We start from the raw sequence: 11592 nt of genomic DNA, 5'->3' as shown, positions 1-11592 counted from the left end.
ACCCGGAAAAAAATAACGCGGGGTGGAGCAGCCCGGTAGCTCGTCAGGCTCATAACCTGAAGGCCGCAGGTTCAAATCCTGCCCCCGCAACCAAAAATATCGGCAAACTATCCCAATCGGGAAACTTCTTCAAAAGCTCCTCAGCATATTCGCTGAGGAGCTTTTTGCGTTTCTGCTCCGTATCGATCTCGCCCGAGGCAATCCGGCTCAGGAGATCGTTGTGGGCGAAGGCCACAATCTGCCGCTGCATGATGTCGATCACATCCATCAACGCCATGATCGTCGCGATGTCGCCGTGCACTTGCAGAATGCAAGGTCAGGCAAAATGCTGACTCACGCTCAGCCGCTGCGAAACCTCTGCAACTGGATGGCCTCGCTCTACGATCTGACGCACAGCGTCACGCTTAAATTCTTCGGTGAATTCGATTTTCTCATGATGCTCTTCCTGCTCCAATTCAGGAAAGAAGCCGTCTACAAATCTTTGGGCTATTCACTCTTCGGCTGGGCTCCGCCCCACTGCCGCCGGAGATGGCGCAGATCCTTTTCCGCGCCATCTCGTGTTTGATCAGAAGACCTTGGTAATGGAAATTGCGAAGGTGCGGCCGCGGCCGTGATAGTCGAAGACCGATTCATCCACCAGTCCGCCATAGAGCGCCTTGGCGCGAGAGCCCCAGACCGTGGTGTAATCCGTATCGAACAGGTTCTGAATGCCGAAATTGATCGTCGTTGCCTGTTCGGCGAAGGTATAGCGCCCGCCGAGATTGAAGAGATTGTAGCCCTCGATCTCGTAGCCGGCATCATCCTTCAGACTGAAGACATGCTCGCCGGTCAGCCGGACGGAAAGTGCTTCGTTGCCCCAGCCGATGTGGCCGCCGGCCTTCGACGTGCTCGCCGTGCCGACCGATTCCTTGTACCAGCCATCGTCCCCCTTCTTTTCCGACTTCACCCAGTGGCCGAGCAGACCGATATCGAAACCGTTGTCGAACTTGTAACCAGCCTCTGCCTCGATACCGTAGACCCGACGCTTCTCGTCGTTCATCTCGATGGTCAGCGTCGTGCGATTGAGGCTGATCGAGCGGTCGGAGGTGGAGTAATAGGCGGCTGTTGCGATATTGAAGCTGCCGTCGTCATGACGGAATCCGACTTCGAAACTGTCGGTCTTGATCGCCTCGAGTGCCGAGGTGGAGACGTTGACGCTATTGTTGAGAACGTAATGTCCGTTGGACAGTGTGTACGTGCCGACCCCATAATACTTGGCGGGGTCCGGCAGTTCGAACCCTTGCGAGAAGTTCGCATAGACCTGCTGGTCTGGAGTGAGGTCATACTTTGCGCCGGCATTCAGGAGCAGTGCGTCATAGTCGACTTCCCCACCAGGGATGGCATCGGCCGAAGTCGCCGCGCCATTGAGGATCGCCACCTGCTGGGCGGCACCAACGAAATCGCCGACTTCCGTCTTGGCAAACTGGTAGCGCAAGCCGCCGCTGACCGTCAGCCGGTCCGTCGCCTCCCAGGAGGCTTCGGCAAAGCCGGCAATCGTCGAAACATCGATATCCGGATAGAGGCCGGTAACGCCAATCGTGTCGAAATCCAGACCGCCGGACACAACCGCCGTCGTCAGATTGAAAATCGACTGGTCAGCCGAGAAACTGTCACGATCGGCATCGACGCCGTAGGTCAGTGTCACGGTGTCCGTGAGTTCCGACACCATGGCCGCCTTGAAGCTATAGTAATCCGTCGTCTGCTGGCTGGCGCCGAAATAGGTGCCGGCCTGCGTTCCCGTCGAAGGGAAGGGGTTGAAGACGATATCCTCTGATCGTATCGCCCCCTGCAGCAACAGTTGCTGGCCGAGGAAATCGGCATCGGTGTAGCTCAGCGCCAGCATCTTGCGGCGGGTCTGGGGCTCGACATCGGAGGAATAGCCGGAGCGGGCTTCGAACAGGCTCGGATTGGTGAGACCGGAGAGGTAGGGGCCGTAATAGAGGCCGTAATCGCTGTGTTGGGCACTGTCGAAATACTGCATGGTCGCGTCGAGGCGGCGATCCTCGTCGATCTGCACCCCGACCGAGCCCATCACGTCTATGCGCTTGTTGAAAGCGGTCGAGGATTGGGTGATGTCGGGCGTCACCATTTCGCCAGAGCCATCGTAGTAGGCACCGGTTCGGTTGCCGGAGACCGACAGGCGGGCGTCCCAGTTGGCGCTGTTATAGGTGACGGCGCCGGCCGCGTTGCGGTCGAGATCCTGGCTCCCCCGGAAGCCGCCGACAATGCCGGCCTGGGTTTCGGCATGCAGGCCATCGCCCGCGTCCCGGCCCTTCTTGGTGATGATGTTGATGATGCCGCCGGTGGCATTGCCGCCATAAATTGCGGTGGCGCCGGATAGCACCTCCACGCGGGCAATATTGAACGGGTCGATCGAATCGAATTGGCGGCTGAGGCCACGGGCGGAATTGAGCGAGACACCGTCGATCAGCACAAGTGCCGTGCGACCGCGCAGGTTCTGGCCGTAATTGGTCCGGGACCCCTCACTGGCCGCATCGAAGCTCGGTACGGTTTCGGCGAGGATCTGCTGCAGGCTCTTGCCCTGCAGCGCGGCGGCCTTGATCTCGGCTTCGTCGACAACCTTGATGGTGCGCGCGATCTCGGAGATCTTTTCCGGAGCGCGGCTGCCGGTGAGGACGATGCGGTCAAGAACGGTTTCGCCGGATGGTTCGGTCGCCGTTACGGCGTCTTCGCCGGCCGCATCCTGCGCAAGGCCTGCATCCGCGGCCGCCAGAAACGCCACCACCGCAAGCGCGGTCAACGCTGTGCTCGAGCGTGCCAAGGCGTGGGTCTTTGCCAGTTCACGCCTTTGTTCCCCACTGAAAGTCATAGATCCCCTCATCACTCACATTTTCGCGACGCTTGAGACTTGAGCGGCGCGAGATAAAACATTACTGCTTCAGTCATCTTTAGGACATGGCCGCAGCTCGCGCTTGGATGGAGGCGAACCTGGGTTGGACCAGCGCGAAGTTCCCGGAGGAAAGTTGACCATTCGCATGAGCTTGATCCGCCCCTTGAAGTTCGGCTCATCAGCCCTGTCCGACACGGATGCCCGAGCGCTGTGCGGCAGCATCCTTATCGACATGACGAGAGGAACGAGCGTCAGCTTCGATGCAGATGACTTGAGCGGCCTTAATGGTCTGTACTGGCAAGCCCCGCTTCTGTCCTTGGCGACCGTCTACTTTCCGAAGACACCGGTGACGCTCACCTGTGAGGGAAGCCGGGACCGCGGCGTGTTGCTGCTGCGCTCGGTTGGCCAGCCTATTGTGGTGGAGCAGGCGCAGGTGTGGATCGAAGGGGAAAGCGGCGATGTGGTCTTCCTGCCGGCGCTCAGCGGATTGCGCATCACCTTGGCAGACGGAGGGCGCCTGGACTGCGCGCATCTGCCCGAACAGGCCATCGAGCGCCACCGCGCGACGATCGAGCCGCTGATGTTGAAGACAGTGTCCGCCGCCACTCTGCCGCTGCACATGATGACCAGCTATGCCGGCTATCTGCTGCAAAGCGAGCAGCAGACGGCCGAAGATGTGGCCATGATGGTCAGCCATTTCTACGATTTCCTGCCGCTTCTCTCGCAAGCTCTGGGAGGCGGGGCGAAAGAGATGATCCCGGATAATCGGCTGGCCCGCATCCGCGCGCTGATCGACGCCCGCCTGGGCGATGGAGGCTTTTCGATCAACGACGTGGCCCTGGCCGAGGGGGTCACGCCGCGGGCAATCCAGAAGCTGTTTTCGCGCGAGGGCACGACCTTTTCCCGCCATGTGCTGGAGCGGCGGCTGGAGCGGGCGAAGGCATTGATGATGGCCTCGGGCGAGCGCCTGTCGATCGCAGACGTCGCCTATCAATGCGGCTTCAACGACCTGTCCTATTTCAACCGGTCGTTCCGGGCGCGCTATCAGATCCGGCCGTCGGACCTCAAGCGGCAGGTTCGGCCGGCGGCTTGAGCCGTCGCAGCATCGAGAGCGACAGCGCGATGCCGAGGACCGAGATCACCGTTGCCAGCGAGAAGAGCCAGGCATAGCCGACACGATCGGCGATGATGCCGGCGAGCGACGTCCCGATGATGTAAACCACCAGTTCCGCGCAGGCGAGGAGCGTGAAATCGGTGCCCGGCTGGTGGTCGGAGGCGGATTTCATGAAGAAGGAATAGATCGCGACGAGTTCCATGTAGCGGATCAGCGTCTGGAAACCGGAGGCGGCGAGCGCCACGGCAATGCCGGGCGCCAAACCGAAGGCATTGAGGGAAAAGGCGAGGAAGCACAGGCTGCGCAAGCCGCCGAGCAAAAGCAGCGTCGTGCCGAGGCCAAGCCTTCGGATGATGATGGCGGCAAGCAGCGCACCGGCAAGTCCCGCCGTCGCAGCCGCCGTGCCGGAGAGATAACCGATCCAGGCCGTCGGAACCTGGATGTCGACGAGATAGGCGCCCTCCATGCCGCGCACGAGGCCTTCGCTTGCGCGGTAGGTGAGCGCAAAGCCGAGGATCAGCCAGGCGTGGGGACGGCGGAAAAAGGCCTTGAGGCTGGGCTTCGCCTGCGTCGGATCGGTGCGCGCAAACGCATTGTCTTCCGTCATGTAGAGCGTGGCAACGAGCGGCAGGAGCGACAGGACTGCGACGGTGAGAATGGTCGGCGTCCAGCCGATCTTTTGCACGAGCACCAGAACCAGCGTACCGCCGATGATGACGCCGAGCGCGACGGCCCCGGCCTGCACGGCATTGCCGACGGCGCGCGCGCGTCCCTTCAGGTTGCGCACGGCATACCCATCGGTGGCGATATCCTGCAGCGACGACAGAAGCGTGATGAAGAGGCCGAGGCCGAAGAGCGGCAATGCCTGGGATGGATCGAACAAGGCCATGGCGGCAATGCAAAGCGACACCAGCGCCTGGGTCGGCACGATCCAGCCCCGGCGATGGCCGAAGCGGGGCAAGAGCCTATGGCGATCGACAAACGGTGCAACGGCGAATTTGAGGACCAGCGGCAGCATCAGCAGCGAAAACAGGCCGATGGCGGTGCGCGAGGCACCGGCCTCGCGCATCAGCGGCGGAAGCGCGACAAGCAGCAGATAGGTCGGGATGCCCTGAGCGAGATAGAGACCGGCCAGCACGGCATAAAGCCGGCTCATGCCGCCTTGTGGTGCCGATCCTGCCGCTCCGGCAGGTGCGTCTTGATCTATGGTCGATGGGACGGGCAATGACATGGGCGGTTCCGGCTGCTGTAAAGCGGAGTGTGTAGCTCTTCTTTAGCCGTCGGCTATCGCTCGCGCTTGGACACAGGCGAACTGCTTGCGGATTGGAGCGAATGATCTCAGGGCGAAAAGTTTTGCACTTGACGAAACAGCTGTGTTGAACCGGCCGCCCAAGCCCGCAACCAAAAAACTTGTAAATTCTCCCACTCAGGAAAAACACGTCAAAAGCTCCTCAGCATAATCGCTGAGGAGCTTTTCGCGTTTGGCCTCCGTAGCGAATTCGCCGGATAAGATCCGGGCTTTCGTTCGTCGAGATGACTTGGCGGGCCGGGCGGTTTGCCGCCCGGCCCCTCATGCCTCATCCTCTGCAATGGATCAGGCCGTCTCTATGGCCTGGGAGAGATCGGAAATCAGGTCGTCCGGATGTTCGGTGCCGATGGAGAGGCGGACGTAGCCGGGGGTGACGCCGGTCGCCAGCTGGTCCTCGATTGAAAGCTGGGAGTGCGTGGTGGTCGAGGGATGGATCGCCAGCGAACGTGCGTCACCGATATTGGCGAGGTGGTAGAACAACTTCAGCGCATCGATGAAGCGCAACAATCACAAGAATGCTGAGGTCATCCACCGACGCGGACCATGGACCCACTTTGAGTCGGCAGCGGAAACTCCAACCGAGGCTGTCTGCAAAGCACCGGGCTGTTTCCTGCTGAACGCTGCGCGCGCCCGGATCGGAAGCCGGACAACACTTGTCGAAAGCATCGGGTTCAGCGCCGGCGGGAGTCTTGGACTCTCGCCAATGCCGTTTCTGCAAACACCATCATCAACCGTTGTTGATGAAGATCCGGCCGATCGTGTTGAGCAACAGCTGAGCTGCAAGGATCGCGGTCGAACCGGTATGGTCGTAGTCCGGCGCAACTTCGACGAGGTCGACGCCGACGATCGGGCCGCGCTTGGCAAGACCTGCGATGAGCTCCAGCACTTCGTAATAGATGAAGCCGCCATGGCTCGGCGTGCCTGTCCCGGGCGCAATCGAGGGGTCGAAGCCGTCGATATCGATCGTCAGGTAATAGCGCTTGCCGGCCGGAATACGCTCCAGAACCGCATCGACGCCGAGCTTGCGGATCTGGCGGACCGAAAGGATGTCGGAGCCCTGAGCCCGGGCATAGTCGTAGCCTTCCTTGGCGGTCGAGGAGACGTTGCGGATGCCGAGCTGCGTCATGCCGGTCACCCAGGGCTTTTCCGAGGCCCGGCGCAGCGGGCTGCCATGACCGAAACGGACGCCGTGGCGCTCATCGACGAAGTCGAGATGGGCGTCGAACTGCACGACATGGATCGGTTCCTGCTCGCTGAAGGCGTTGATGCAGGGAATGTTGATCGAATGGTCGCCGCCGAGAACGACGGGCAGGGCGCCGGCCGCCAGGATCTTGCGCACGCCATATTCGATATTGGCATGGCTTTTCATCGTGTCGGTATGGACGATGTCGGCATCGCCGAGATCGACCATCCGCACACCTTCCAGGTAGGTGACGTCGTCCTCATGGTCATAGGCACCGGCATGGCCGAAGGCAAAGAGGGTGGACGCCTCGCGAATGCCACGCGGCCCGAACCGAGCGCCCGAGCGCCACTGGGTCCCGAAGTCGAAGGGAGCGCCAAGGATCGCCACATCGGCGTCGATGGCATCCCAGTTCTCCACATAGGGGCTCTTGGCGAAGGTCGAGATGCCGACGAAGGGGAGATTGAGCCTCCCGGAATCGTACCCATGGGCTGCCATGGCATATCCTTTCGTGCTGTGCTGCGGGAGCCTTGCGTCCCGGATTGATGGATCGGGCCAGGTCCTGCCGCAGGCAATGCGGCAGCGGCCCTTGTCTGATCGTCAAAGGAAAGCGGGCGCTGAAACCCTGACCGGGCCGTCATATTGCGGCATCGGGATCTCGCGGGGCACGTAGAGGCCTTTTGCCGTGACATCGCGTACATGGGCGGCGATCTCTTCCATCGGCGCGAACCAGACGTCGCCGCGGGAGACGGCCTCTTGAAGGAACCGGCTCACCACATGCCAGCGCGCCAGGCGACCGGTCGCGAAGGGATGGACGACCGGGATCCAGAGCCCGCCATAGCGATAGGCGGCCTCGAATTCCTCGCGGAAAATCTCAAACCCGTGGCTCGGCGCGCGGATCGGCATCATGTAGTCGAGATCCATCGACTGGACATATTGCGGCCAGTCATCGACCCCCCAATGGGTCGGCAATTCGACGAAATCGCCGTCGGCGGCCTTGACGAGATAGGGCACGTCGTCGGCCATCAGCGAGCTGTCATACTGAAAACCGCGCTCGACCAGCAGGCGTGCCGTCTGGTCGGAGAAATTGTAGAGTGGCGCACGGAAGCCGCGCGGCGCCTTTCCCGTCACCCGCTGGATGACCTCGCTGGACCAATCGAGCCAGTAGGCCTGTTCGTCGGCGCTCTGCCTGACCGGGTTCTCATGCAGGAAACCGTGCTGTGCGATCTCGTGGCCGCCGGCCAGGATGGTCTCGATCGCCTGCGGATAGCGCTCGATGCACCAGGCCGGGATGAAGAAGGTCTGCCGGATGCCGAGCTGCCGATAGGTTTCGACAATGCGCGGAATGGCAACGGTCGGGCCGTATTGGAGCATGGAGAGGGCAGACGCCCGCTTGTAGCCGTCTTCCGGGTGATCGATGTGGATCAGGCTCTCGGCATCCATGTCGAAGGTGACGCAGGCGGCGCATTTGGCGCCATTGGGCCACGGTACGGGATTTGAGATCATGGATTAGCCTTTCATTTGCCGCTGCGCTCGAACTTCTTGCCCACGGCGGCCGGGGCGTGAACCTTGCCCGACATCAGGACAAGCGCCACCAGCGCCGCGATGAAGGGCAGGGTGGAGAACAGCTGATAGGGAATGTCCGGGCTGCCGAATTGCAGCCGGAGCTGGGTTGCGTCCGCCATGCCGAAGGCAAGGCAGGCAATCGCCGCGCCGAGTGGGTTCCAGCGGCCGAGAATGACCGCCCCAAGCGCGATGAAACCTTTGCCGGCGCTCATGTTTTCGGTGAACACATGGACCTGGGACAGCACGATATAGGCGCCGCCGAGACCCCCCAGCATGCTGGAGCCGATCACCGAAACATAACGTAGCCGCTGCACGTCGACACCGGCCGTATCGACCGCCATGGGCTGATCGCCGGCCGCGCGCAGAAGCAGGCCCCAGGGTGTGCGGTAGAGAAGCCACCAGGCAAGGGGCACGGCGAGATAGGCGAGATAGGCAAGCGGCCCTTGGATGAACAGGATGGGGCCGACGAACGGAAGGGCGGACAGGAGCGGTATCGGCCAGACGCCGAAGCCCGGCAGCGGGGCGGTCGCGCTTGCCCCCAGGATCTGGCGGGCGAGATAGGCCGTCATGCCGCTGACGAGCAGGTTGATGGCAATGCCTGCGACCAGCTGATGGATGCCGAGGCCGACAGCAAGCCCGCCGAGCAGCAGACCGAGCAGACCGGCCACGACAAGCGCCATCAGGAGCCCGCCCAGCGGATCGCCGAACCACCACGTCCCGATTGCCGCCCCGAAGGCACCGCCGAGAATGCAGCCTTCGATGGCGATGTTGAACACGCCGGAGCGTTCGGCCCAGACGACGCCGATGGCCGCGAAGACAAGCGGTATCGACAGCCTCAGCGAAGAGGCAAGGAAATCGGTGAGAAACGCCAGATCCATCACCTGGTCTCCTGCGGTTGAGCGGCCAGCGCGGCGTCAAGCCTCTGGCGTCTGCTAAACCAGGCCCGCCACTGGTCGGCCTTGAAGACGAAGGCCTGGGAGGCGGCGACGCAGATGATGACGATCCCGATCACCGCATCGACGACGGTGCTTTCAAGGCCGATGGCGCGCTGCATCATCAGGGCGCCGCTTTTCAGGCCGCTGAGGAAGAAGGCGGTAACCACCGACATCAGCGGATTGAGCTGCGCCATGAAGGCGACGACGATGCCGTCAAAGCCGAAACCCGCGGAAAACAGGTGGTAGAGACGGTGCTTGAGACCGAGAACCTCAAAGCTGCCGGCCAGGCCGCCGAGGGTGCCGGAGAGAAACATGGTCATGATCACCGTGTGCCCGACATTGACGCCGGCATAGTGCGCCGCCTGCGGGTTGCGCCCGACGAGATCAAGACCGAAGCCGAGCGTGGAGGACCGCAGAAGCACCCACAGCACGACCGCCAGCACGACGCCCAGAACTACACCGAGATGCGCATCGGTCATCGGCAGGATGATCGGCAGGAAGAGACCTTCCGGGATTTCCTCGGAATAGGGATAGGGCGCGCCCTCCTGCATCATCGGGCCGCCGGCGAAATAGCTGACGAGATTGATCGCGACGAAATTGAGGAGCAGCGTGACGATGACCTCGTTGATGCCGCGCTTTGCCTTCAGCAGGCCGGCGATCATACCCCAGACACCGCCGGCAAGCGCGCCGGCAAGGATCGCAAGCACGAGGTGGAGCAGTGTCGGAAGACCGGTCACGTAAAGTGCCACACTGGAGGAGAACAGGCCGCCCATATAGATCTGGCCCTCGACGCCGAGATTGAGCAATCCGCCGCGCAGGGACAGGATGACCGCAAGCCCCGCAAGCAGGATTGGGGACATCTTCACCAGCGTGCCGGAAATGCCCCAGTAGTCGAGGAAGGCGCCTTCGATCAGGGCCGAATAGGCCGAAAGCGGATTGCCGCCGGACACCGCGATCAGGAGCGCCCCGAGGCCGAAAGCGAGAAAGAGAGCCCAGACGGTGCGCAGGGCATACAGCGTTGCAACGATGCGGATCATGCGGCCTCCGGAGTTTCGCTGATGCCGGTCATCAGGCTGCCGACACGCTCGAGCGTCGCTTCGCTGCGCGGCAGGATCCCGGTAAACTGGCCGCCGCAAATGACGGCAACGTGATCGGCCACGGCGAGAATATGTTCGAGCTCGGTCGAGATGTAGAGAATGGCCACGCCTTGCGCCCGCGCTTTGAGGATGGTGCGCTGGATGAGTTCGATGGCGCCGACATCGACGCCCTTGGTGGGCTGCATGACCACCATCACGGTGGGGCCTGCTTCGATTTCCCGGGCAAAGATCAGCTTCTGCTGGTTGCCGCCGGAGAGGAAGCGCACCGCCTGATCCAGCCCGCGCAACCGCACGTCATAGCGCTTGACCCAGTCGGCGGCGATTTCGCGCAGGCGCCGGGGCCTCAGCCATCCCTTCCACGAAAATGGGGACCGGCGGAAGTCGCGCAGGGCCGCGTTCTGCCAGACGGGAAGATCGAGGACGAGGCCGGTATGGTGCCGGTCCTCGGGGATATAGGAGATCTTTGCATCATGGCGGCGCTGGTCGACGGTCAGCGGAAGAAGGTCTGTGCCCTTCAGCGTCAGCGCGCCACCGTCCGGGTGCCGCATGCCGGTCAGCACTTCTGCAAGCTCTGATTGCCCGTTGCCGTCGACACCGGCGATGCCGAGGATCTCTCCGGCACGGATCTGGAAGGAGACGCGCTTGAGGGCGGGAACTCCATGGCTGTTGGTGGCTTCGAGATGTCGGGCATCAAGCACGACCTCGCCAGGTTCCGGCCGTTCCACGTCATAGGAGGAGAGTGCGACATCGCGTCCGACCATCAGCCGTGCCATGTCGGATTTTTCCAGCCCCGCGACCGGCTGCTCGGCAACGACGCGGCCGGAGCGCATGACCGTGATCCGGTCCGCCACGGCAACCACCTCTTCGAGCTTGTGGGTGATGAGAATGACCGTCTTGCCCTCCTGGCGCAGCCGGCGAAGGCCCTGCAGCAGGCCATCCACTTCCTGAGGCGCCAGAATACTGGTCGGCTCGTCGAAGATGATGATCTGCGCCTCCCGGTGGAGCGCTTTGAGGATCTCAACCCGCTGGCGCATGCCCATGGGCAGCGTCCAGACCGGAGCATGAAGATTGATGTCGAAGCCGTAGTGACGGGACAGGGCGCCGATCTTTTCGGCATGTGCGTCGAGAGACAGGCGCAAACCCTGGCCGGGCAGGCCCAGAATGATGTTCTCGACGACCGAAAGCGTATCGACCAGCATGAAATGCTGATGGATCATGCCGATGCCGTGATCGAGTGCGGCACGCGGGGAGGGGATGCTCACCGGCTTTCCAAACACCTCCACCTGACCTTCCTCAGGCTCGTAGAGACCGTAGAGGATGTTCATCAGCGTCGTCTTGCCGGCGCCGTTCTCCCCAAGAATGGAGTGGATCGTGCCTGCGGTCACCGTCATGTCGACCGCGTCAAGGGCGCGGAATTCGCCGAACAGTTTTCCGACACCGGTGAGGCGAAGGGCGGGAGCCGTCATGCAACCAATCTCTTGCTGAAGGTGGGATTGCCGGC

The 11592-nt window shown here is 62.2% G+C and carries 9 protein-coding genes, 1 tRNA gene and 1 pseudogene; 3 read left to right on the top strand and 8 right to left on the bottom strand.

The features are described 5' to 3' along the window. The first annotated feature begins 16 nt into the window (after positions 1 to 16). Both J2858_RS23500 and J2858_RS24380 read left to right on the top strand, forming a co-directional pair. Positions 17 to 93 (top strand) — tRNA-Met (locus J2858_RS23500). Positions 94 to 220: 127 nt separating this feature from the next. Then, positions 221 to 565 carry a hypothetical protein gene (locus tag J2858_RS24380; RefSeq protein ID WP_432443397.1) on the top strand — a complete coding sequence of 115 codons (345 nt, stop codon included), beginning with the start codon at positions 221 to 223 and terminating at the stop codon, positions 563 to 565. On the opposite strand, the gene J2858_RS23490 is transcribed toward J2858_RS24380, so the two are convergent. Beyond that, positions 566 to 2821, bottom strand: coding sequence for a TonB-dependent receptor (locus tag J2858_RS23490; protein WP_432443396.1), 2256 nt, complete (start codon positions 2819 to 2821; stop codon positions 566 to 568). 214 nt (positions 2822 to 3035) lie between these two features. On the opposite strand from J2858_RS23490, the gene J2858_RS23485 reads away from it, so the two are divergent. Continuing rightward, a complete protein-coding gene (locus tag J2858_RS23485) occupies positions 3036 to 3983 on the top strand; it encodes a helix-turn-helix transcriptional regulator (RefSeq protein WP_210107306.1) in 948 nt (315 codons plus the stop codon). Here J2858_RS23485 and J2858_RS23480 read toward each other — a convergent pair. From J2858_RS23480 to J2858_RS23450, 7 genes and pseudogenes are all read right to left on the bottom strand, one after another. Then, positions 3955 to 5160, bottom strand: a complete 1206-nt coding sequence (locus J2858_RS23480) for a RhtX/FptX family siderophore transporter (RefSeq protein ID WP_245367232.1) — start codon at positions 5158 to 5160, stop codon at positions 3955 to 3957. The genes J2858_RS23485 and J2858_RS23480 overlap by 29 nt on opposite strands. 438 nt (positions 5161 to 5598) lie before the next feature. Then, positions 5599 to 5814, bottom strand: a pseudogene (locus J2858_RS23475) (PLP-dependent transferase); the annotation flags it as partial. Positions 5815 to 6040: 226 nt separating this feature from the next. Continuing rightward, on the bottom strand, positions 6041 to 6991 hold the full coding sequence (gene speB, locus J2858_RS23470) for an agmatinase (RefSeq protein ID WP_210107304.1): 951 nt from the start codon (positions 6989 to 6991) through the stop codon (positions 6041 to 6043). Between the two features lie 102 nt (positions 6992 to 7093). Continuing rightward, entirely contained in the window at positions 7094 to 7999 is a 906-nt protein-coding gene (locus J2858_RS23465; protein ID WP_210107303.1) for a polysaccharide deacetylase family protein, read from the bottom strand. An 11-nt stretch (positions 8000 to 8010) separates the two neighbouring features. After that, a complete protein-coding gene (locus J2858_RS23460; RefSeq protein WP_210107302.1) occupies positions 8011 to 8937 on the bottom strand; it encodes an ABC transporter permease in 927 nt (308 codons plus the stop codon). Next, positions 8937 to 10031 carry an ABC transporter permease gene (locus tag J2858_RS23455; protein ID WP_210107301.1) on the bottom strand — a complete coding sequence of 365 codons (1095 nt, stop codon included), beginning with the start codon at positions 10029 to 10031 and terminating at the stop codon, positions 8937 to 8939. Before J2858_RS23455 ends, J2858_RS23460 begins: the two co-directional genes overlap by 1 nt. Beyond that, complete coding sequence (locus tag J2858_RS23450; protein ID WP_210107300.1) at positions 10028 to 11557, bottom strand: ABC transporter ATP-binding protein; 1530 nt, start codon at positions 11555 to 11557, stop codon at positions 10028 to 10030. The genes J2858_RS23455 and J2858_RS23450 overlap by 4 nt, the downstream gene beginning before the upstream one ends. Positions 11558 to 11592 lie beyond the last annotated feature (35 nt).

This window comes from Neorhizobium galegae (assembly GCF_017877135.1).
GTDB lineage: Bacteria > Pseudomonadota > Alphaproteobacteria > Rhizobiales > Rhizobiaceae > Neorhizobium > Neorhizobium galegae_A.
Note: the sequence above shows the minus strand (reverse complement) of the source record. Positions and strands in the feature narration are given on the sequence as shown.

Bases quoted from the DNA above. Each gene is read 5' to 3' on its own strand.
- J2858_RS23455 (WP_210107301.1), bottom strand. From the start codon at position 10,031: ATGATCCGCATCGTTGCAACGCTGTATGCCCTGCGCACCGTCTGGGCT.
- J2858_RS23465 (WP_210107303.1), bottom strand. From the start codon at position 7,999: ATGATCTCAAATCCCGTACCGTGGCCCAATGGCGCCAAATGCGCCGCC.
- J2858_RS23460 (WP_210107302.1), bottom strand. From the start codon at position 8,937: ATGGATCTGGCGTTTCTCACCGATTTCCTTGCCTCTTCGCTGAGGCTG.
- J2858_RS23450 (WP_210107300.1), bottom strand. From the start codon at position 11,557: ATGACGGCTCCCGCCCTTCGCCTCACCGGTGTCGGAAAACTGTTCGGC.
- J2858_RS23485 (WP_210107306.1), top strand. From the start codon at position 3,036: ATGAGCTTGATCCGCCCCTTGAAGTTCGGCTCATCAGCCCTGTCCGAC.
- speB (WP_210107304.1), bottom strand. From the start codon at position 6,991: ATGGCAGCCCATGGGTACGATTCCGGGAGGCTCAATCTCCCCTTCGTC.
- J2858_RS23480 (WP_245367232.1), bottom strand. From the start codon at position 5,160: ATGAGCCGGCTTTATGCCGTGCTGGCCGGTCTCTATCTCGCTCAGGGC.